The organism is Micromonospora sp. C51 (assembly GCF_018070435.1).
In the GTDB taxonomy this organism is placed as follows: Bacteria; Actinomycetota; Actinomycetes; order Mycobacteriales; family Micromonosporaceae; genus Micromonospora; species Micromonospora sediminimaris.
In genome coordinates, this window is sequence record NZ_JAGPXQ010000052.1 from 1 (window position 1) to 21,548 (window position 21,548).

Sequence of the window (21,548 nt, forward strand, 5' to 3'; positions counted from 1 at the left end):
TCGGCGCGTCCACGACGGGACACGCCGACCGCCGACGCGATGAACCAGGTTCAGGTGCCGTACGCGGGCTACCTCACGCCTGCTTGGTCTCCCAGAAGATCTTGGAGATCTCGTCGATCTTCTGAAGCAGCTCGTCCGCCTTGCTCGGATCCGTGGCGCCCTTGGCGCCGGCGGCACCGGCCAGCTTGGTGGCCTCGTTGAACAGCTGGTGCAGGTGCGGGTACTTCTCGAAGTGCGGAGGCTTGAAGTAGTCGGTCCAGAGCACCCAGAGGTGGTGCTTGACCAGCTCGGCCCGCTGCTCCTTGATCAGGATGGCCCTGGTGCGGAACTCCGGGTCGGTGTTGGCCTGGTACTTCTCGCAGATCATTTTCACCGACTCGGCCTCGATGCGGGCCTGCGCGGGGTCGTAGACGCCGCAGGGCAGGTCGCAGTGGGCGCTGGCGCTCACGCGGGGCGCAAGGATGCGTGGAAGTCGCATCGGGATCCTCCATGGGAAGTTTGCGATGATCCAAGACGACACTACTCCTGGACGGTGGTCCCCGAGGGGGCTGGAGGTGAAACCCGTGCCCGCCACCCGGCTGCGGTGGCCGCTGTCGGCCGTGCTGGTGACCGGACCCTCCATGGCACCCACGCTGCGTCACGGTGACGCGGTGCTGGTGCGCCGGGGCGGCCGGACCACCCGGCCCGGTGACGTGGTGATTGCGGTTTTCCGCACTCGACCGGACCTGCTGGTGGTCAAACGGGCCGTCCGCCCGGTCGATGGCGGCTGGTGGCTGTCCGGTGACAACGGCCTGGTCACCGACGACTCCCGCAGTTACGGCGTGGCGGACGTACAGGGCCGGGTGGTGGCCCGGTACTGGCCCCGGCCCGGCCGGGTGCCGCCAAGACCGTTATGAACCTGCTCACATACTGGACCCCTGGGCCTGACTATGCTCGGAAGTGCCCGGGTGACCCCCCGCACCGCCGCCGCTCGCTCGCCTCACCGTGCGCCCGACCGGTCGGCCCAGTTGCTCGATCTTTCTGGAGTCACCATGTCTTCGTCCACCGTGGACCCTGCTGATCCCGTCTTCCAACTGCACCGGGGCGGCAAGATGGCCGTCGTCTCGACCGTGCCGCTGACCAGCCGGGACGATCTCTCTCTCGCGTACACCCCGGGGGTGGCCCGGGTCTGCGAGGCGATCGCCGCCGATGCGTCCCTCGCCCACGACTACACCTGGGCCTCGCGCGCCGTCGCGGTCGTCACCGACGGCTCGGCCGTACTCGGTCTCGGCAACATCGGCCCGAGCGCCGCGCTGCCGGTGATGGAGGGCAAGGCCGTGCTGTTCAAGCAGTTCGGCGGGGTCGACGCGGTACCGGTCTGTCTGGCCACCCAGGACGTCGACGAGATCGTCGCGGTGGTCACCGCGCTCGCGCCGTCGTTCGGTGGCATCAACCTGGAGGACATCAGCGCACCGCGGTGCTTCGAGGTGGAACGGCGGCTCGACGAGGCGCTGGACATCCCCGTCTTCCACGACGACCAGCACGGCACCGCGATCGTCGTACTGGCCGCGTTGCGCAACGCCGCGACGCTACTCAACCGCAAGCTCGGCGATCTGCGGGTGGCCGTGAGTGGTGCGGGAGCGGCCGGTGTGGCGGTGACCAGGATGCTGGTGGCCGGCGGTGTGGACCCGGAGCGGGTGGTGGTCTGCGACTCCCAGGGCGTCATCTCCCGGCAGCGCACCGGCCTCACCGGGACGAAGGCTGAACTCGCCGAGCTGACCAACGCCGACGGCCGGCAGGGCGACGTCACCGAGGCGCTGCGCGACGCCGACGTGCTGATCGGGGTCTCCGGTGGCCGGATCCCCGAACGGGCGGTGGCCGGCATGGCCCCGGGCGGCATCGTGTTCGCGCTGGCCAACCCCACCCCGGAGGTGGATCCGGAGGTGGCGGCCCGACACGTCGCGGTGGTCGCCACCGGCCGCAGCGACTACCCGAATCAGATCAACAACGTGTTGGCCTTCCCGGGCGTCTTCCGGGGTGCACTCGACGCCCGAGCCACCCGGATCACCGACGCCATGAAGGTCGCCGCGGCCGACGCGATCGCCTCGGTGGTGGCCGAGACGCTCACGCCCGAGGCCATCGTGCCCTCGCCGCTCGACCCACGGGTGGCACCGGCGGTGGCCGACGCGGTCGCCGAGGCGGCCCGCCGAGACGGCGTGGCGCGCGCCTGAGTGTCACGAAGGGCCCTGTTCACGCCGGGACAGGGCCCTTCTTAACGGGCGCTCAGCTTGTTACGGTGCGGATCATGCGTGCCGCCTTCGCCTCCCGTTTCGACGACGCCGACCCGCTCGCCGCGCTCACCGTCGGTGATCAGCCCGAGCCGAGCCTGCCCGACGACGACTGGGTGACGCTGCGCGTCACGGCCAGTTCGCTCAACCACCACGACCTGTGGTCACTACGCGGCGTCGGGCTCCGTGCCGAACAACTGCCGATGATCCTCGGCTGCGACGCGGCCGGCGTGGACCCCGACGGTAACGAGGTGGTCGTCTACCCCGTCGTACCGACGCCCGGCGACCCGCGGGGAATGTCCATCCTCTCGGAGCACTTCCCCGGGACGCTGGCGGAGCGGGTGGCCGTACCCCGGTCGAACCTGCTGCCGCTGCCGGCGGGGCTGGCGGCGACCGACGCCGCGTGCCTGCCGACGGCCTGGCTGACGGCCTGGCGGATGCTCACCACCAAGGGCCGGGTCGCCGACGCCGACGCCGTCCTGGTCCAGGGCGCCGGGGGTGGCGTGGCCACCGCGGCCGTCGCGCTGGCCGTCGCGCTGGGCAAGCGGGTGTACGCGACCAGCCGCGACGCGGCCAAGCGCGAGCGCATCGCCGAGTTGGGCGCGACCGCCGTGGAGCCGGGCGCGCGGCTGCCCGAACGGGTGGACGTGGTGATCGAGACGGTCGGTGCGGCGACCTTCGACCACTCGTTGAAGTCGGCCGCCCTGGGCGCCCGGATCGTGGTCTCCGGCGCCACCGCCGGCCACGAGCCGAAGGTCAACCTGCGCCGGGTCTTCGCCATGCAGTTGGAGATCCTGGGTACCTCGATGGGCACGCCTGACGAACTGGCCGCCCTGCTGACGTTCTGCGCCGAGCGGGAAGTGCGGCCGGTGATCGACAGCGTGGTGCCGTTCAGCCGCGTCGGCGACGCCTTCGCTCGGCTGCACTCCGGTGACGTCTTCGGCAAGGTGGTCGTCGACCACACCGCCTGAGCCGTCCCCGGACCGACCGGATGGCGCACTTTCCCTGGTGGTGCGGGCTGCCGGGCCGCTGAGGCAGCAACATCCCCGATGGTGCGGCGTGGATCCGGCGGTGTGCGGGTTACAGGTTGTTGTCGAGAGTGGCGACGTCGTCGCGGGCGGCGGCGGCGGGGATGCGCTCCTTCGCGTCGGCGTCGCCGTAAAGCGTCCAACGCAGGAACTCGGTGGTGGTGTCGGCGACCACCCGCAGCGCGGCCCCTTCGCTGCGCAGCAGGGCACGGCCGTGGTCGCCGTCGGGCAGGCTCAGCATCGCCTTCGGCCACGGCACCTTGTCGTACACGGCCTTGCCGGCGGCGTACTGCACCACCTCGTCGGCCTGGCCGTGCACGAACAGCTGCGGCGCGGCGGCACCCGCGAACGCGGTGCCCACCCCGAGGGCGGTGCCGGCGAAGACGATTCCCGCGGCCAGCCGCTCGTCGCGGCCGGCGGTGAACAGCCCGATGGTGGTCACCGCACCCGCGGAGTGGCCGGCGGCGGCCACCCGGTCGGTGGCCAGCCGCCCGCGGAGCGGATCACCGTCCCGGGCGTCGAGGGCGAGCAACCGGGTCAGCGCGTACGACACGTCGGCCGGCTGGTTGAGCACATCGAGCACGTTGTTCTCGCCGCCACCACGGGAGGTCTTCGGGAAGGTCGGCGCGGCCACCACGAAACCGGCCGAGGCCCACCTGGTCAGCAGCGACTCGTAGTCGTCGGGACGACCGCCCAGGCCGTGGCTGAACATGATCACTGGGAACTGCCCGTCCGCGGCGTCGACACCGCTGGCCGGCTGCCCACCGGCCCGGCCGGCCGCCGGGTACCAGACGGTCACCGGCAGCGGTCGGTCGCCGTCGCGGTTCAGCTTCAGCTGCCGTACGCCGAGCGCGAAGGTGCCCTCCGGGGCGCTGCCGGCAGGGACCGCCGGGGAGACCGACGGCGCGACGGAGACAGTGGCCTGCGGGGTGGCGGCATCCGCCCGCTCGGTGGGCTCACGGTCGGTGGAACAGCCCGCCAGGGTGCTGGCGAGGAGAGCGGAGGCGGCCAGAGCGGAGGCGGCACGACGCGACATGGCTCCGATTGTGCCCGCACCGTCGGCGGCGCGTACGGGCGCACCGGGCACGCCGGTTGGACAGGTTTCGCTAAGGTTCCCGGCATGGCTGAGAACTACACCGACCCGAGCGGCAACACCGAGGCGTTCCGTGCCTTCGCCAACCCGGAGACCGCTCCGGCGGAGGCCGCGTCGCGTACTGGTCTGATCATCGGGGCGGCCGTGGTCGCCGCGGTGCTGCTCGCCCTCGCCACCTGGCTCGCCTTCGGCTGACCGGGCTGGTGTCAGCTGCCGCCCCTGACCACGGCCCGGGCGGCGCGGGCGATCTCCCGCTCCTCGTCGGTACCGATGACGCAGACGGCGACCTCCGCGCCGTCCGGTGAGATGAGCCGGTCGCCGCTGCCCGCGTTGCGGTCCGGGTCGACCCTGATGCCGAGCCGGTCCAGCCCGGCCAGCGCCGCCGCGCGCACCGGTGCCGCGTGCTCGCCGACCCCGGCGGTGAAGGTGACCGCGTCCACCCGGCCGAGCAGCGCGTAGTACGCCCCCACGTAGCCGGTTATCCGGCGGCAGTAGACGTCGAAGGCGAGCGCTGCGGCCCGGTCGCCGGCCGCCCGCTGGGCGAGCAGCTCGCGCATGTCGTTGACCCCGCTCAGCCCGAGCAGGCCGCTGCGATGGTTGAGCAGGTCATCGATCTCGTCGACGCCCAGGCCGCCCTCGCGGCGCAGGTGGAACACGATCGTCGGATCGAGGTCGCCACTGCGGGTGCCCATCACCAGCCCCTCCAACGGCGACATGCCCATCGAGGTGGCGACGCTTCGTCCGCCGGCCACCGCACAGGCGCTGGCGCCGTTGCCCAGGTGCAGCGTGATCGTGTTGATCTCGTCGTACCGGCGGTCCAGCAGTTCCGCCGTGCGCCGGGACACGTACGCGTGGGAGGTGCCGTGGAAGCCGTAGCGCCGGATTCCGTACCGCTGCGCGACCTCGCGGTCGATCGCGTACGTGGCGGCGGAGTCGGGCAGCGTGTGGTGGAACGCGGTGTCGAAGACAGCGACCTGCGGCACCTCGGGCAGGGCCTGGCGGGCCACCTCGATGCCGGCGAGGTTCGCCGGGTTGTGCAGCGGGGCCAGGGGCACCAGGTCGGTGATGGCGGCCAGCACCTCGTCGTCGACGAGCGTCGGTGCGGTGAACCGCTGGCCGCCGTGCACCACCCGGTGCCCCACGGCGGCGAGGCCGGCCAGGTCCAGCCCGTCCAGGATCTGCCGGATCGCGCTGGTGTGGTCGCCCGGCCCACCGCCGGGCTCACCGATCCGCTCGACGGTGCCCTTGTCCAGCACACGGTCGCCGTCGTACAGCCGGTACTTGATCGACGATGAGCCGCTGTTGAGCACCAGCACCTTGCTCACGGCTGCACCTCGGCGAGCGCGGCGGCCTGGATGGCGGTGATCGCCACGGTGTTGACGATGTCCGGCACGGTGGCCCCCCGGGAGAGATCGTTGACCGGCCGGCGCAGGCCCTGCATGACCGGCCCGACGGCCACCGCTCCGGCGGAGCGCTGCACCGCCTTGTACGTGTTGTTGCCGGTGTTCAGGTCCGGGAAGATGAAGACCGTCGCACGGCCGGCGACCGCGCTGCCGGGCAGCTTGGTGGCGGCGACGGCCGGGTCGATGGCCGCGTCGTACTGGATCGGGCCCTCGACGGCCAGTTCGGGTCGGCGTTTCCGGACCAGCGCGGTGGCCGCCGCGACCTTCTCCACGTCCTCGCCCGCGCCCGAACTCCCGGTCGAGTAGGACAGCATCGCCACCCGGGGTTCGATGCCGAACCGGGCCGCGGTGTCCGCCGAGGAGATGGCGATGTCGGCGAGCTGGGCGGCATCCGGATCGCGGTTGACCGCGCAGTCGCCGTAGACCAGCACCCGGTCGGCGAGCAGCATGAAGAAGACGCTTGAGGCGACGGAGACCTCCGGCATGGTCTTGACGATCTCGAAGGCCGGCCGGATGGTCGCCGCCGTGGTGTGCGTGGCACCGGAGACCATGCCGTCGGCATGGCCCGCCCACACCATCATGGTGCCGAAGTAGTTGGGTTGGGCGACGATGTCGTGCGCCAGTTCGGCGGTGACCCCCCGGTGCGCGCGCAACTTCGCGTACGCCTCGGCGAACTCGTCGCGCCACGGGCTGCTCGCCGGGTCGACCACCCGGGCCTCGCCGATGTCCACCCCCAGTTCCCGGGCCCGCCGGGCAACCTCCTCCGGCCGGCCGAGCAGGGTCAGATCGGCCACTCCCCGGCGCAACAGGATCTCGGTGGCGCGCAGGATCCGCTCCTCGGTCCCCTCCGGCAGCACCAGGTGCCGCCGCCGGGTCCGGGCCCGGTCGATCAGGTCGTACTCGAACATCAACGGGGTGACCCGCGCGGACCGGCTGACCCGTAGCCGGCCGGCCAGCTCGACGGTGTCGACATGTGCCTCGAAGGCACCGAGCGCGGCCTCCACCTTTCGGGGGTTCCCGGCGCTGGGCCGCCCCTCGATCCGGCTCGACGCGGCCACCGTGTGGTAGCTGTCACTGGTCACCGACAGCACCGCGAGCCGGGCGTTCAGCGCCTCCACCAGACGCATCGCCCGGGGATCGGGCGGCACGCCGAGGGTGAGCACCAACCCGGCCAGCGACACCTGACCGGCGACGTGCGCGGCGCTCGCCGCCACCAGCAGATCGTCCCGGTCACCCGGCATGATCAGCAGCGCGCCCTCGGTCAGGTGCTCCAGCAGGGTCGGCACGTGGGCCGCGCCGACGACGTAGTCGAGCACGTCGCGGGCGAGCGCGGTCTCGTCACCGGCCAGCAGCGTGGCGCCCAGCGCCCCCGCCACCTCCGCCACCGTCGGCGCGGAGACGCTCGGCACCTCCGGGATGGCGTACGCGGGGACCGGCAGCCGGGGCAGCGCCATCGCCCCGGGGACCCGGTTGGCCAGCACCGCGAGCACGGTCGCGCCGAGGTCCGCGAGGTCGTGGTACGCGCCCCGGGCGGCGGCGGCGATCGCCGCCGGCTGCTGCCCGTAGCCGTCCACCACCGGTACCACGACGCTGCCGAACTCCGTGGCCAGCCGGGCGTTGAAGGCCAGCTCACGTGGACCGGCGGTGTCACCGGCGGTGGCGAAGTCGCTGCCGACCACGACCATCGCCGCGAACCGCCGCTCCACGTCCCGGTAGCGCTCGACGATCCGGGAGATCAACTCCTCCCGACGACCGTCGGCGACCAAAGCGGTGGCCTCGGCGTACGTGGTGCCGTTCAGGTCCGCCACCGGTAGCCCCACCCGGTAACGCTCGCTGAGCAGGGTGAGGATCGGATCGGGGCGATCCTGCGCGACCAGCGGACGGAACACGCCGATCCCGCCGACCTGCCGGGACAACAACTCGGCGAGGCCGAGGGCGATTGTCGACTTCCCCCCGCCCGAGCCGACACTGGTCAGGTAAACGCTGCGGGCCACGGCACTCACGCTACAAGATCAGGGTTGTTCCCGCGTGGGTCCTCGGACCCGCCCACCCGGGCCGGCCGGGGTGATGGCCTGGTGATCAGTCGTCGTCCTCGTCGTCGAGCCGGGCCAGCCAGGTGGCGAACCGTTCGATCGGCACCTCGAACTCCGGGTTCACGTCGACGAAGTCACGCAGCCGGGCGGCCAGCCACTCCAGGCTGACCTGCTCGTCGCCGCGCCGCTCGACCAGTTCCTCGATGCCCCGGTCGGTGAAGTACATGGTCCTACTCGCTTCCTCACCGGAACCCCGGTGAAGCCGGCCGGTCCCGCCCCACCGTAGGGCGGGACGGGACCGGGTCAGTTCTCGTCAGGGGCGGGGAAGTGCCGCCTCGATCAACGCGTTCTGCTCGACCTCGTGCATCTTCGCCGAGCCGACGGCCGGCGCCGCGGCGGCCGGGCGGGAGATGCGGCGCAGCCGGACACCGTCGAGGTGCTCCAGCAGGTTGAGCGCGACGAACGACCAGGCACCCTGGTTGGCCGGCTCCTCCTGTACCCAGGCGAAGTCCTCCGCGTTCGGGAACTGCGCGAGCGCGGCCCGGATCTCCTCCACCGGCATCGGGTAGAGCTGCTCCAGTCGGATGATCGCCGTGTTGCTGATGCCGCGCTCCTGCCGGGCCTGGAACAGGTCGTAGTAGACCTTGCCCGAGCAGAGCAGCACCCGCTTGACCCGCTCGGGGTTGCCGGCCGCCGGGTCGGCCAGCACCGGGGAGAAGGTGCCGGTGGTGAAGTCCTCCACCGACGAGACGCAGAGCTTGTGTCGCAGCAGCGACTTCGGCGTGAACACCACAAGCGGCTTGCGCTTGGGCGAGAGGGCCTGGCGGCGTAGCAGATGGAAGTAGTTCGCCGGGGTGGTCGGGTTCGCCACCCGCATGTTGTCCTCGGCGCAGAGCTGGAGGAAGCGCTCCGGGCGGCCGGAGGTGTGGTCGGGCCCCTGTCCCTCGTGGCCGTGCGGCAGCAGCAGGGTCACCGCGGACCGCTGGCCCCACTTCACCTCGCCCGAGGAGATGAACTCGTCGATCACCGACTGGGAGCCGTTGACGAAGTCACCGAACTGCGCCTCCCAGCAGACCAGCGCATCGAGGTTCTCCACCGAGTAGCCGTACTCGAAGCCCATCGCCGCGTACTCGCTCAACAGCGAGTCGTGCACGAAGAGCCGGGAGCGCTCGCCGTCGGCGGTGAGCGACTGCAGCGGCAGGTAGTCGTCGCCGGTCTCCGCGTCGACGATCGAGGCGTGCCGCTGCACGAAGGTGCCGCGACGCGAGTCCTGCCCGGCGAGCCGGACGGTGACCCCGTCGTGCAGCAGCGCACCGAAAGCGATGATCTCGCCGAAGCCCCAGTCGATGTTGCCCTCGACGGCCATCCGGGCCCGCCGGTCGAGCAGCTGCCGGATCCGCTTGTGCGGGGTGAAGCCGTCAGGCAGGTTGACGTGTGCCTCACCGATGGCCTTGATGACCGACGCCTCGGTCGCCGTCTCCACCTGCGGCTCGGGCTCGTCCTGCCGGGGCGGGCGGCTCAGCTGACGCGGCGTGCTGGCCGCGTCGCGGGTGGCCTTGAAGACCCGCTCCAGCTGTGCCTGGTAGTCGCGCAGCAGCTCTTCGGCGTCTTCCAGGGTGATGTCACCCCGCCCGATCAGCTCCTCGGTGTAGAGCTTGCGGACCGAGCGCTTCGAGTCGATGATCCGGTACATCTGGGGGTTGGACATCGAGGGGTCGTCGCCCTCGTTGTGCCCGCGCCGCCGGTAGCAGACCAGGTCGATGACGACGTCCTTGTTGAACGCCTGGCGGTACTCGAAGGCGAGCCGGGCGACCCGGACCACGGCTTCCGGGTCATCGCCGTTCACGTGGAAGATGGGGGCCTGGATCATCCGGGCCACGTCGGTGCTGTAGAGGCTGGAGCGGCTGTACTCCGGGGCGGTGGTGAAGCCGACCTGGTTGTTGACCACGACGTGCACCGTCCCGCCGGTGCGGTAACCACGCAGCTGGGAGAGGTTTAGCGTTTCGGCCACCACGCCCTGGCCGGCGAAGGCCGCGTCGCCGTGCACCGCCAGCGGCAGCACGGTGTAGCCCTCCAGCTTGAGGTCGATGCGGTCCTGCTTGGCCCGGACGATCCCCTCCAGCACCGGGTCGACGGCCTCCAGGTGCGACGGGTTCGCCACCACCGAGACCTTCACCGCGTGGTCGCCGTCCGGGGTGGTGAACTTGCCGTTCTGGCCCAGGTGGTACTTCACGTCGCCGGAGCCCTGGGTGGAGCGGGGGTCCAGGTGCCCCTCGAACTCGGAGAAGATCTTCTCGTACGGCTTGCCGACGATGTTGGCCAGCACGTTGAGCCGACCCCGGTGGGCCATGCCGATGACAACCTCGTCCAGGTCGCCCTCGGCGGCGGCCTCCAGCACCTCACCGAGCAGCGGGATGAGCGACTCGCCGCCCTCCAGCGAGAAGCGCTTCTGGCCGACGTACTTGGTCTGGAGGAAGGTCTCGAAGGCCTCGGCCGCGTTGAGCCGGTTCAGCACGTGCTTCTGCTCGCCGGCCGGCGGCTTCTCGTACTTGCGCTCGACCCGCTCCTGGATCCAGCGGCGCTCGGCCGGGTCCTGGATGTGCATGTACTCGATGCCGACCCGGCGGCAGTACGAGTCGCGCAGGACGCCGAGGATCTCCCGCAGCTTCATCCGCTGCCGGCCGGCGAAGCCGTTGACCGGGAAGGTGCGGTCCAGATCCCACAGGGTCAGCCCGTGCTGGAGGACGTCCAGATCCGGGTGCTTGCGGATCTTGAACTCCAGCGGGTCGGTGTCGGCCATCAGGTGGCCACGCACCCGGTAGGAGTGGATCAGCTCGTGGACCCGGGCGGTCTTGTTGATCTGCCCCTCGCTGTCGACCGCGACGTCGCGCATCCAGCGCACCGGCTCGTACGGGATCCGCAGCGAGGTGAAGATCTGGTCGTAGAAGCCGTGCTCACCGAGCATCAGCTCGTGCATGACCTTGAGGAACTCGCCGGACTGCGCGCCCTGGATGATCCGGTGGTCGTACGTGCTGGTCAGCGTGATGACCTTGCTGACCGCCAGCTCGGCCAGGGTGGCCTCGCTCATGCCCTGGTACGGCGCCGGGTACTCCATGGCACCGACCCCGATGATCGCGCTCTGGCCCTGCATCAGTCGCGGCATGGAGTGCACCGTGCCGATGCCGCCGGGGTTGGTCAGCGAGATCGTGGTGCCGGAGTAGTCCTCCATGGTCAGCTCGTTGCGCCGGGCGCGCCGGACGACGTCCTCGTACGCCTGCCAGAACTGCCGGAAGTCCATCTGCTCGCAGGCCTTGATGGAGGGGACCACCAGGTTGCGGCTGCCGTCCGGCTTGGTCAGGTCGATGGCGATGCCCAGGTTGACGTGCTCGGGGCGAACCATCACCGGCTTGCCGTCGACCTCGGCGAAGGAGTTGTTCATCTCGGGGTGCGCGACAAGCGCCCGCACCAGGGCGTAGCCGATCAGGTGGGTGAAGCTGACCTTGCCGCCGCGGCCCCGGGCGAGGTGATTGTTGATCACGATGCGGTTGTCGACCAGGAGCTTCGCCGGCACGGCTCGGACGCTCGTCGCGGTCGGTACGGCCAGCGACGCATCCATGTTCTGGACGATCTTGGCGGCTACTCCGCGCAGCGGCGTGGTCTGTGGCCCGTTCGCGGTGGGCGCGGTCCGGGTCGGCTGGCTCTTCGCCGGCTCGGCCTTGGTCGGCTTCGCGGCGGGCGCGGGCTTCGACGCGGCGGGTGCCGGCTTCGACGTCGCCGCCGTGGTACGGCGTTCCGCCTTGCCCGCCGGCTCGGTCTTCGCTGCCGGCTCGCTCTTCGGCGCCGGCTCGGTCCTGGCCGGGGTGGCGTCCGTGGTCGCGGCGGTGGTGGCCGGCCGCCCGTCACCGGTGCCCGCTGTGCTCTGACCGGGCCGGTAGTCGGCGAAGAAGTCGTGCCAGGCCGGGTCGACGCTGCCGGGATCGGCGAGATAGCGCTGGTACATCTCCTCGACGATCCACTCGTTCGGGCCGAAACCCGCCAGTGGGTTCTCCTGCGAAGTCTGCTGGGTCGACACGGCCGGTAATCGCCTCTTTCACGCGGGTTTGTGTGTCACGCGGTGTCCCGTGCGCCGGGACGGACGCAGAGGACGGTTCCAGGCTACGCCGTAGTGAACCCCGCGGCATTTCCGCCTCCGCCGCGTGGTCGGATTCACAGAAGATGCCAGAAGTTCGGTAAGCGCTGCGTATTCCCTTGATCGCTGCTATGGCCGACGGGCCCGGTGCGCCGGCTGTCGACCGGTGCACCGGGCCCGTCGGGGCGGAGGCGACCCGAGTCGGCCGCCCGGGTGTCAGGAGATGTCGCGGCGCCGGGTGATGAGGATTCCGACCACGCCACTGACCACGGCGTACCCCACCAGCACGAGCGCGCCGACCCACCAGGCGGGCAGCATCTCGTTCTCGCCTGGCGTGATCATCACCTGGGAGGCGGCGGCCGGCCAGATCACCTGCCACTTGATCACGGCCATGTTGTCCAGCACGTTGGCCAGCAGCAGGAAGAGCAGACCCACCACCTGGGTGCCGATCAGGTAGAGCACCGAGGCGGTGATCACCGCGCCCAACTGGTTGGTGATCAGCGTGCCGATGCCCACGCCGAGCACCGTCCAGATCGCGTACGCCATCAGGTTGAGCAGCAGGGCCCGTTGCACCTCCCACTCGCCGAGCAGCGTGCCGTAGTCGTTAAGCGACAGGAACGTCGCACCGGCGGCGAGGTCGATGATCGTGGTCACCAGCCAGAACGCGAAGCCGAGCAGGCTGGCCGCGATGAGCTTGCTGGCGATCACCGAGGTGCGTCGCGGGGTGGACAGGAACGTCGTGGTCGCGGTCTGGTGGAAGAACTCGTTGGTGACCATGAGGATGCCGATGAGCATCACGAACATCAGCCCCAGGTACTGCCCCGAGGTGTAGAGGTTCGCCGCCTGAGCGGGCGCGGAGGCGGCGTCGCCGGTGTAGCCGAACTCCTCCCCGCCGCCGCTGAGCGTCTCGCTGGCCAGCCACGCGTTGAAGGCGAAGGCCATGGCGATCGACAGGAACGCCCCGATGGCCAGCCACCACCAGGTGCTGGTCGTACGGATCTTGAGGAGTTCGGAGCGGACAAGGTTGCTCATCGGATGCCCGCCTTTCCGGCCGTCAGCTCCAGGAACACGCGTTCCAGGTCGGGTCGTTCAGTGGTCAGCTCGTGCAGTTCCACCCCGGCGGCCAGGGCCGCCCGGCCCACCGTCGGGGCGTCGACCCCGCCGATCAGGAGCGCGCCCTGCCCGTCGTTGTCCACCGTGGCCGGCCCGTCCTTGAGCGCGGCGGTAAGCGCGTCGGCCTGCGGAGTGCGGACCCGGACCCGGACGCCCTGCGCCATGGACCCGATCACCTGCTCCACCGGCCCCTGCCGGACCAGCTGCCCGGCCGCGATGATCACCACGTCGTCGGCCAGCAACTGCATCTCGGAGAGCAGGTGGCTGGAGACGAGCACCGTGCGGCCCTCGGTGGCCAGGCCCTTGAGGAACCCGCGCATCCACCGGATGCCCTCCGGGTCCAGCCCGTTGGCCGGCTCGTCGAGGATCAGCACCCGCGGGTCGCCGAGCATCGCGGCGGCGATGCCGAGCCGCTGCTTCATGCCCAGCGAGTAGCCCTTGAACTTGCGCTTGGCGGCCGGCGTCAGCCCGACCAGCTCCAACGCCTGGTCGGCCCGCTCCCGCGGCAGCCCGGCGGCGGCGCAGATCACCCGCAGGTGGTTGATGCCGGTACGGCCCTTGTGCGCGCTGGACGCCTCCAGGACCGCGCCGACGTGCCGCAGCGGGTCGGTCAGATCGGGGTACCGCTGGCCACCGATGGTCGCTCCTCCGGCGGTCGGGGTGACCAGATTCAGCAGCATGCGCAGGGTGGTGGTCTTACCCGCACCGTTCGGGCCGAGGAAGCCGGTGACCCGACCCGGTTCGACCGTGAAGGACAGGTTGTTGACCGCGAGCACGTTGCGGTACCGCTTGGTCAGACCGGAAACCACGATCTGTGCGTCGTTGGTGGGGCTTGGTCGCCCGTCGGTCATCGTTCTCCTCCCGTGGCGGCGCCGGGGTGCGCCGTTGCACAGCGTGACGTTAATGGTCAAACAATTCAATCGGGCTCGTTCGGGAAATCGTGCTCCGCCTCAGGCAGGAGTCGTCTCCTCCCCAGGTACGAGCCGATGGACAGGCGTGTCTACACGGCGATCCAGGTTGCCCGGGCGTGGCCGAGTAGCTGGCCGTCCGGCGCGTACAGGCTGGTGTGCACGAACGCCTTGCGGCCTTCGATGCCGATCAACGTACCGGTCACCACGCACTCGTCGCCCGGACGGGGCAGCGCGTCGATCCGGGCCGCGATCCGGCCGAGCACGTACGGGCGGCCGGCGCCGATCACCGCCCAGCCGCCGGGGCAGTCCAGGGCCGCCCAGACCGTGGCGAGGACGACCTGCCGGGGCGCCCGCACCGGCGCGGCCGTCCGGCCGTCCGGTAGCCGACCCGGAAAGATCCGCAGGCCGTCGGCGCGTTCCGGGCCACAGACGTAGCAGCCGGGAAACGGGTGCTCCACCAGCCCCGGGTACGCCGCCGAGGCGGCCCGGGCGGTCGCCAGGTCCACCGGCGCGACGACCTCGCCGAGATCGCCCGCCGGGCGCAGCTGTGCGATCACCTCGCCGGCCGGGTCGCGCACCTGCGCGTCCACGAGCGTCAGCGGGGTGTCCAGCGGCGGCGGTCGGCGCAGGGTCACCTCGACCGGACCGTCCCCGCCGTACGCGGCGGCGAAGACCCCGGCGCTCCAACCGCCGTTGCCCGATCCGGGCGGTCCGTTGAAGCGTCCCTCGATGATCATCAAGCCCCTCCGCCCGCCCGGCCTCCTCGCCGGGACACCGGCAGCCTCGCACGCCTCCGCTGACGGCCGCGGTGGCGGGTCGGCCACCGGTCGCCGACCGGCGTTCACCGGATCGACATCGCTGGTCACCATGGCCGGCAACCGACCGGGCGCTACACAGAGGGCATGGCCGTTCTGCCAGCCGCGGGCGTCGCACTGACGACCAGCGGCTACACCCTCTCGATCGCCGACAACCCCAGCCAGGTCGAGGCCGCGCAACGCCTGCGTCATCAGGTGTTCGCCGGCGAGTTGGGCGCCACCGTGTCTGCCGACGCGGCCGGCCTCGACCGCGACGTTTTCGACAGTTACTGCGACCACCTGGTGGTGCGCCAGGAGAGCAGCGGTGAGGTGGTCGGCACCTACCGGCTGCTCCCGCCGGGGCGCACCAACCGCCGCTACGCCGAGGGCGAGTTCGACCTGACCGCGCTCGACCCGTTGCGTACCCAGCTGGTCGAGGCCGGCCGCTCGTGCGTGCACCCCGCGCACCGCAGCGGAGCGGTGATCAACTTGATGTGGGCGGGCATCGCCCGCTATCTGCACCTGCGCGGGCTGCGCTGGCTCGGCGGGTGCGCTTCCGTGCCGGTGGCCGACGGTGGCCGTGCGGCCGCCGAGGTCTGGGCCCAGGCGCGGGCGAAGCACCTGTCACCGCCGCCGCTGCGGGTCCGGCCGCTGCGACCCTGGTTCGCCGAACCGGGCGCGCCGACCGAGACCGTCGCCGGATCGGCCCGGCTGGTCCCGCCGCTGCTGCGCGGGTACCTGCGGCTCGGCGCCCAGGTCTGCGGTGAGCCGGCGTACGACCCGGACTTCGGAGTGGCCGACTTCTACGTCCTGCTCTCCATGGATCGGATCAACCCGCGTTACCTGCGGCACTTCCTCGGCGGGCAGCCGTGAACCCGCTGTGGCGTCCCAGTTCCGGCTGCGGTCCGGACTGCCTGCCCGGCCCCGGCGATGCTCCCGCCGTCTCGGGGGTCCGGCTACTGGGTCGCGCCGCCGGCCTGCTCGGCATGCTCGGGCTCGGCATCGGGCTGGCGGTCCTGCTTCCGGCGCTGCCGACCCGGGAACGTCAGGCCGCGCTGCGCGGTTGGGCCCGATCCACCGCCCGCGCCTGCGGCGTACGCCTCGAAGTGCGCGGTCGGCTGCCTCGGCGGCGGGCCCTGCTGGTCGCCAACCACGTCTCCTGGTGGGACGTCCTGGCGCTGCTCGCGGTCGCGCCCGCCCGGCTGGTGGCCAAGCAGGAGGTACGGCGGTGGCCGCTGATCGGCCTGCTCGCCCGCGCGGGCGGCACCGTCTTCGTGGACCGTTCCCGCCCTCGGGCGCTGCCCGTGACGGTGGGCCGGGTCGCCTCGGCGCTGCGGGCGGGCCGCTCGGTCGCGGTGTTCCCGGAGGGCACCACCTGGTGCGGTGCGGCAGCCGGCTGCCGCCCGCCGACCGGTTTCCGGCCGGCGATGTTCCAGGCCGCGATCGACGCCGGAGCGCCCGTCGTGCCACTGCGGATCGGCTACCGCTGCGGGGTGACCGGTGCGACCACCACGGCACCGGCCTTCGTGGGCGACGAGACCCTGCTGCGGTCGGTGCGGCGAATGCTGGCCGTCCGGAGCCTGACGGTCTGCGTCGACATCGCCGCGCCGCTGCATCCGGGACGGTCCACCGACCGGCGGGCGCTGGCTCGGGTCGCCGAGTCGGCGGTGCATCTCGTACCGTCGACGCCGGTCGCGCAGCCGAGGCCGGTGGTTGCCGTGCCTGGGCAGCCGGCGCCGCCCGCAGCGACCGTGCTGCCGGTACCGACCCGGTCTCCGGCCGCGGCATCCCCTGCCGGGGTGGCGGGCGAGCGGGAGCTGCCGCTGGCCGCCTGACCGTCGGTGCCGGGTGACCCGGTGGCTTGAGCAGCGGGCCGATCCTGTCGCTCACAGGTTTTTTCCAGGATCCGCCCAGCAGAGGCGCAGTGTCTGCGCGGATGATGGGCGGCATGGCCGCTACCCAGACCGAGGCGCGACTGCTCGTCGTCGAGGACGATCCCAACATCCTCGAACTGCTTTCCGCGAGCCTGCGCTTTGCGGGATTCGACGTGGCCACCGCCACCAGCGGCAGCGCCGCGTTGAGCGCGGCTCGGGATCATCGTCCCGACCTCGTGGTGCTCGACGTGATGCTGCCGGACCTCGACGGGTTCGAGGTGATCCGGATGATGCGCGAGGGCGGTACCCGCACCCCGGTGGTCTTCCTCACCGCCCGTGACGCCACCGACGACAAGATCCGTGGGCTCACCCTGGGCGGCGACGACTACGTGACCAAGCCGTTCAGCCTGGAGGAGCTGACCGCCCGGATCCGCGCGGTGCTGCGCCGCACCAGCACCGGCGATCAGGCACCCGCCCGGCTCACCTTCGCGGACCTGGAGTTGGACGAGGAGACCCACGAGGTGTACCGGGCCGGTCAGCGGGTGCAGCTCTCGCCTACCGAGTTCAAACTGCTGCGCTACCTGATGCTCAACGCCAACCGGGTGCTGTCCAAGGCGCAGATCCTCGACCACGTGTGGAACTACGACTTCCGGGGCGACGACAACATCGTCGAGTCGTACATCTCGTACCTGCGTCGCAAGGTCGACACGACCGATCCCCGGCTGATCCACACCCTGCGTGGCGTCGGGTACGTCCTGCGCAAGCCGGCGGCGTGAACGCCCTCCAGCAGGGCAAGCTCCGGCTCCGCGCGGTACCGCTGCGGGTCAAGCTGGTCGCGGCCGTGCTGACCCTGGTCGCCGCCGCGTTGCTGGTGATCGCCTCGCTGACCACGATCTTCCTCCGCAGCTACCTGGTCGACCAGGTGGACGCGGAACTGACGACCTCGGCCAACAACCTCGAAGCGGTGGCCGGCGCCGAGCGGTTCGGCACCGACCTGCCCACCGACTACCTGGTGGTCTTCACCGACAGCCGGACCGGCGAGGTCTCCTGGGTCTACTTCGACACCAAGCGGTTCGACGTCAACGACCTACCGCCCTGGCCGGAGAACGCCGCCGGCTTCGAGCAGGCGGCGGGGAAGCCCTTCCCCGCCCGGGCCCGGGCCAGTGACATGCGCTGGCGGGTGCTGTACACCGAGCTGCCCAACGGTCAGTGGACGGCGATCGCGCAGCACCTGACCGACGTGGATCAGGCGGTCAAACGGCTCATCTGGATCGACCTGCTGGTCGGTGGGGCGGTACTGGTGCTGCTCGCCTCGATCGGGGCGGCGATCGTCCGGACCAGCCTCAAGCCGCTGGTGGAGATCGAACGTACCGCCGCCGCCATCGCCGGCGGGGACCTGAGCCGACGGGTGCCCGACCCGGAGGACGGTCAGCCCTGCCCGACCTCGGAGCTGGGGCGGCTCTCCCGGGCGTTGAACGCGATGCTCAGTCAGATCGAGATGGCCTTCACCGCCCGGGCAGCGTCGGAGTCCGCCGCCCGGGCCGCCGAGGTGGCCGCCCGGGAGGCCGCCGAGGGGGCCCGAGCCTCCGAAGCCCGGGCCCGCCGCTCCGAGGAACGGATGCGCCAGTTCGTGGCGGACGCCTCACATGAGCTGCGTACCCCGCTGACCACCATCCGGGGCTTTGCCGAGCTGTACCGCCAGGGTGCGGCCCGCGCCCCGGAACAGACCTCTGACCTGCTTCGCCGCATCGAGGACGAGGCGGCCCGGATGGGTCTGCTGGTGGAGGACCTGCTGCTGCTGGCTCGGCTGGATCGCGAACGACCGCTCTCGCTCGCCCCGGTGGAGCTGCCGGTGCTGGCCGCCGACGCGGTGGCGGCGGCCCGGGCGATGGCACCGGACCGGCGGATCGAGCTGGAGATCGAGCCCGGCTCCGGGCCGCTTGTGGTACGCGGCGACGACGCCCGGCTGCGGCAGGTGATCGGCAACCTGATGACCAACGCGGTGCGGCACACCCCGCCCGGTGCGGCGGTGACGTTGCGGCTGCGCGCCGAGCCCGGCAACCTGGCGGTGATCGAGGTGGCCGACACCGGGCCGGGGCTCACCGCCGAGCAGGCGGAGCGGGTCTTCGAGCGCTTCTACCGGGTGGACGCCTCGCGCACCCGCCGGACCGACGGCAACACCGGCACCGGTCTCGGCCTCGCCATCGTGGCCGCGCTGGTGACCGTGCACCAGGGCACGGTCGAGGTGACCGAGACGCCGGGTGGCGGTGCAACCTTCCGGGTACGGCTGCCGCTCGCACCGGCCACCGACATCGATGAAGAGTGATTTTCAGCCAATCCTCAGTTCAGCCCAAGGCGGGACGCAGAGCGATGGGAGAAGGTAGGGGCATGACCGAGTACGAGTCCGACCCGCGCCGGCCGGCCCCTACCGACGCCGAGCCGTCGCATCCCGAGCTGTCCCGCGCCGAGTACGCGCGGTCCGACTCCCCGTCCCCAGCCCGTCCCGACGCCGAGCCGACGGTCGAGGCGCCGACCGTACCGGTCCGGGCCGTCGACCCGTCGTTGGCCGGCCCGGACGCCGCGCCGAGCCAGCCGGCCCCGGCCCCCGCCGGCTCGACCCCGGCGGCACAGCCGGTCTCCGGTCAGCCCAGTTGGGCGCCGACCGGCGGCCACCACCACCAGCAGCATCCGTACCAGCCGGGCGCCCGCTACCCCGCAAACCCGTGGTATCCCGGCCAGCCCGCCTGGAGCGGCGCCCAGCCGCCCGGGCCCGGCGCCGCCCAGTCCGGGTATCCCGGGCAGGCCGCCGGTACGCCGGGCGGGAACCCGGGGCAGCCCGGAACTCCGGGTGGTTACCCGGGGCAGCTGGCCCCGTGGGCACCCACTCCGTCCAGCGGCCCCCGCCTCGGCAAGATCGCCAAGCTTGCCGGAGCCGGCGTGGCGGTGTTCGCCCTGATGTTGGGCAGCGGCGTCGCCGGTGGGGCGCTCACCCTGGCGCTGAGCGACGGCGGCGGGATCACCCGCACCTACAGCGCCGCGCCCGTGATCGACGGCGCCGACCTGCCGCGCATCGCCGCGTCGGTGCAGGACAGCGTCGTGTCCATCAGCACCGGCAGTGGTGAGGGCTCCGGCGTGGTGCTCAGCGCCGACGGCTACGTGTTGACCAACAACCACGTGATCGCCGGGGGCGGCGACACGGTCCGGGTCTTCTTCGCGGACGGCACCAGCACCCAGGCCGAGGTCGTCGGCACCGACCCGAAGACCGACCTCGCGGTGCTGAAGGCGAACGGGCTGACCGACCTCCAACCGGCCACCCTCGGCGACAGTGACGCCATGCAGGTCGGTGACCAGGTGCTCGCCCTCGGCAGCCCGCTCGGCCTGCAGGGCTCGGTCACCGCGGGGATCCTCAGCGCCCGGGACCGCACCATCCAGGCCGGTGGCGGCCAGCAACTCCCGGGTCAGGCGGTCAGCTCGATCTCGGGGCTGTTGCAGACCGACGCCCCGATCAACCCGGGCAACTCAGGTGGCGCACTTGTCAACACCCGCGGCGAGGTGATCGGCATCAACACCGCGATCGCCACCGCGGGGCAGGGCAGCACCGGAAACATCGGCGTGGGCTTCGCCATCCCGAGCAACAAGGCCAAGGACGTCGCGGAGAAGCTCCAGCGTGGCGAGAAGGTCAGTCACCCGTCGCTGGGGGTCAGCGTCAACGCGGCGCCCGACGGCGGCGCGCTGATCGGCGCGGTGAACCCGGGCAGCGCCGCCGAACGGGCCGGGCTGCAACAGGGTGACGTGATCACCCGGTTCGGCGACAAGGTGATCAATGACTCCAACGACCTGGTGGCCGCTGTCCAGGCCGGCAAGGTCGGTGACCAGGTTGAGGTGACGTACCAGCGAAACGGCGCCGAGGCGACGGCAACCGTGACGCTCGCCGAAGCGTCCTAACGGACAGGACCTGCTTCCTCCCTCCGGGGCGGCGGGTGGCGTGGCCAAGGGGGTTGGCCATGGCACCCGCCGCCCTTCCTCCGTCTCCGCGCGGATTCACCCCGACCGGGTGAGCCCGGCTCACCCCGCCGGCGGGCAGCCTCGGGGGAACAGGACCTGAGCCGGATGGGGGTGTCATGACCGCGACGACGGCGACCCGCAGCGACGACCGGATCCAGCGCGACGTGCTCGATGAACTCGCCTGGGACGCGCAGGTGCGCTCGACCGACATCGGGGTGAGCGTGCGCGACGGGGTGGTTTCGCTCACCGGCGGCGTGGACAGCGCCGTCCGCCGGTGGGCGGCGGTGCGCGGGGCCCAACGGGTACGCGGGGTGCGGGCGGTCGCCGACGACATCGAGGTACGCCCCACCGGCCCGGTCGACATCACCGACGGCGACCTGGCGATCGCGGCCAGCCGGGCGCTGGAGTGGAACAGTTTCGTGCCGGCCGAGCGGCTGGACCTCACCGTCGCCGACGGTTGGCTGATGCTGCGCGGTGCTGTCGAGTTCGGTTGGCAGCGGCGTACCGCCGAGCGGGAGTTGTGCCGGCTGCGGGGCGTACGCGGTGTCACCAACCTGGTCGAGGTGCAGCCCGCCGCCCCGGCCGACAGCGACCGGGTCCGCACCGACGTGCAACGGGCCCTGCTGCGGGGGATCGGCACGGAACGGGTGACCGTCCAGGTGCGCGGCGACACGGTGACCCTGAGCGGAGTGGTGCGGTCCTGGTGGGAGCGGGATCAGGCGGAGCGGATCGCGTGGTCGGCCGAGGGCGTGTGCATGGTACGGGACCAACTGCTGGTGGGTGGCTGAATCGGCGCCCCGGTTTGTCCCTGCCGGGACCGGGAAGACGCTCGATCCCAGCACGGCAGCCGATCGGGGCCGACGCCTCCGGACAGCGACGGGGAGGGCACGTGGCCGAC

General features: G+C 71.6%; 19 protein-coding genes. 10 read left to right on the forward strand and 9 right to left on the reverse strand.

Features of this window, described 5'->3' with window-relative positions:
* Nucleotides 1-73: 73 nt before the first annotated feature.
* Nucleotides 74-478, reverse strand: coding sequence for a superoxide dismutase, Ni (gene sodN, locus KBX50_RS29270; RefSeq protein ID WP_210941097.1), 405 nt, complete (start codon nucleotides 476-478; stop codon nucleotides 74-76).
* A 25-nt stretch (nucleotides 479-503) separates the two neighbouring features.
* Here sodN and KBX50_RS29275 point away from each other — a divergent pair, with 25 nt between their 5' ends.
* The 3 genes from KBX50_RS29275 to KBX50_RS29285 all read left to right on the forward strand — a co-directional run bounded on the left by KBX50_RS29275 (nucleotide 504) and on the right by KBX50_RS29285 (nucleotide 3,238).
* Complete coding sequence (locus KBX50_RS29275) at nucleotides 504-896, forward strand: S24/S26 family peptidase (RefSeq protein WP_210941098.1); 393 nt, start codon at nucleotides 504-506, stop codon at nucleotides 894-896.
* Nucleotides 897-1,031: 135 nt separating this feature from the next.
* Nucleotides 1,032-2,210 (forward strand): NADP-dependent malic enzyme, encoded by a 1,179-nt coding sequence (locus tag KBX50_RS29280; protein ID WP_210941099.1) that lies wholly within the window; start codon nucleotides 1,032-1,034, stop codon nucleotides 2,208-2,210.
* A 65-nt stretch (nucleotides 2,211-2,275) separates the two neighbouring features.
* Nucleotides 2,276-3,238, forward strand: a complete 963-nt coding sequence (locus KBX50_RS29285) for a zinc-binding dehydrogenase (RefSeq protein ID WP_210941100.1) — start codon at nucleotides 2,276-2,278, stop codon at nucleotides 3,236-3,238.
* Nucleotides 3,239-3,347: 109 nt separating this feature from the next.
* Here the strand turns inward: KBX50_RS29285 and KBX50_RS29290 are convergent, their stop codons facing one another.
* A complete protein-coding gene (locus KBX50_RS29290; protein WP_210941101.1) occupies nucleotides 3,348-4,331 on the reverse strand; it encodes a chlorophyllase in 984 nt (327 codons plus the stop codon).
* 84 nt (nucleotides 4,332-4,415) lie between these two features.
* Between KBX50_RS29290 and KBX50_RS29295 the strand changes: the two genes are divergently transcribed.
* Nucleotides 4,416-4,583, forward strand: a complete 168-nt coding sequence (locus KBX50_RS29295; protein ID WP_210941102.1) for a hypothetical protein — start codon at nucleotides 4,416-4,418, stop codon at nucleotides 4,581-4,583.
* Nucleotides 4,584-4,594: 11 nt separating this feature from the next.
* On the opposite strand, the gene KBX50_RS29300 is transcribed toward KBX50_RS29295, so the two are convergent.
* The 7 genes from KBX50_RS29300 to KBX50_RS29330 form a co-directional block, all read right to left on the reverse strand.
* Complete coding sequence (locus tag KBX50_RS29300; protein WP_210941103.1) at nucleotides 4,595-5,713, reverse strand: acetate/propionate family kinase; 1,119 nt, start codon at nucleotides 5,711-5,713, stop codon at nucleotides 4,595-4,597.
* Nucleotides 5,710-7,794: a phosphate acetyltransferase gene (gene pta / locus KBX50_RS29305; RefSeq protein ID WP_210941104.1), complete on the reverse strand. Its 2,085-nt coding sequence runs from the start codon at nucleotides 7,792-7,794 to the stop codon at nucleotides 5,710-5,712. The genes KBX50_RS29300 and pta overlap by 4 nt, the downstream gene beginning before the upstream one ends.
* Before the next feature lie 76 nt (nucleotides 7,795-7,870).
* Entirely contained in the window at nucleotides 7,871-8,050 is a 180-nt protein-coding gene (locus KBX50_RS29310; protein ID WP_093405266.1) for a DUF6104 family protein, read from the reverse strand.
* Nucleotides 8,051-8,137: 87 nt separating this feature from the next.
* The gene (locus KBX50_RS29315; RefSeq protein ID WP_210941105.1) at nucleotides 8,138-11,896 is read right to left on the reverse strand and encodes a multifunctional oxoglutarate decarboxylase/oxoglutarate dehydrogenase thiamine pyrophosphate-binding subunit/dihydrolipoyllysine-residue succinyltransferase subunit; all 3,759 of its coding nucleotides are present in this window, start codon (nucleotides 11,894-11,896) and stop codon (nucleotides 8,138-8,140) included.
* Between the two features lie 273 nt (nucleotides 11,897-12,169).
* A complete protein-coding gene (locus KBX50_RS29320; protein ID WP_210941106.1) occupies nucleotides 12,170-12,985 on the reverse strand; it encodes an ABC transporter permease in 816 nt (271 codons plus the stop codon).
* Nucleotides 12,982-13,917 carry an ABC transporter ATP-binding protein gene (locus tag KBX50_RS29325; RefSeq protein WP_210941107.1) on the reverse strand — a complete coding sequence of 312 codons (936 nt, stop codon included), beginning with the start codon at nucleotides 13,915-13,917 and terminating at the stop codon, nucleotides 12,982-12,984. The genes KBX50_RS29320 and KBX50_RS29325 overlap by 4 nt, the downstream gene beginning before the upstream one ends.
* A 149-nt stretch (nucleotides 13,918-14,066) precedes the next feature.
* A complete protein-coding gene (locus KBX50_RS29330; RefSeq protein WP_210941108.1) occupies nucleotides 14,067-14,714 on the reverse strand; it encodes a PaaI family thioesterase in 648 nt (215 codons plus the stop codon).
* 165 nt (nucleotides 14,715-14,879) lie between these two features.
* Here KBX50_RS29330 and KBX50_RS29335 point away from each other — a divergent pair, with 165 nt between their 5' ends.
* The 6 genes from KBX50_RS29335 to KBX50_RS29360 all read left to right on the forward strand — a co-directional run bounded on the left by KBX50_RS29335 (nucleotide 14,880) and on the right by KBX50_RS29360 (nucleotide 21,438).
* On the forward strand, nucleotides 14,880-15,644 hold the full coding sequence (locus KBX50_RS29335) for a GNAT family N-acetyltransferase (protein ID WP_210941109.1): 765 nt from the start codon (nucleotides 14,880-14,882) through the stop codon (nucleotides 15,642-15,644).
* Nucleotides 15,641-16,606, forward strand: a complete 966-nt coding sequence (locus KBX50_RS29340) for a 1-acyl-sn-glycerol-3-phosphate acyltransferase (protein ID WP_210941110.1) — start codon at nucleotides 15,641-15,643, stop codon at nucleotides 16,604-16,606. Before KBX50_RS29335 ends, KBX50_RS29340 begins: the two co-directional genes overlap by 4 nt.
* Before the next feature lie 113 nt (nucleotides 16,607-16,719).
* Nucleotides 16,720-17,421 (forward strand): response regulator transcription factor, encoded by a 702-nt coding sequence (locus KBX50_RS29345; RefSeq protein WP_093405284.1) that lies wholly within the window; start codon nucleotides 16,720-16,722, stop codon nucleotides 17,419-17,421.
* Entirely contained in the window at nucleotides 17,418-18,971 is a 1,554-nt protein-coding gene (locus KBX50_RS29350; protein WP_210941111.1) for a HAMP domain-containing sensor histidine kinase, read from the forward strand. The genes KBX50_RS29345 and KBX50_RS29350 overlap by 4 nt, the downstream gene beginning before the upstream one ends.
* 62 nt (nucleotides 18,972-19,033) lie before the next feature.
* Nucleotides 19,034-20,590: a trypsin-like peptidase domain-containing protein gene (locus tag KBX50_RS29355; RefSeq protein ID WP_210941112.1), complete on the forward strand. Its 1,557-nt coding sequence runs from the start codon at nucleotides 19,034-19,036 to the stop codon at nucleotides 20,588-20,590.
* A 176-nt stretch (nucleotides 20,591-20,766) separates the two neighbouring features.
* Nucleotides 20,767-21,438 (forward strand): BON domain-containing protein, encoded by a 672-nt coding sequence (locus tag KBX50_RS29360; protein ID WP_210941113.1) that lies wholly within the window; start codon nucleotides 20,767-20,769, stop codon nucleotides 21,436-21,438.
* Nucleotides 21,439-21,548 lie beyond the last annotated feature (110 nt).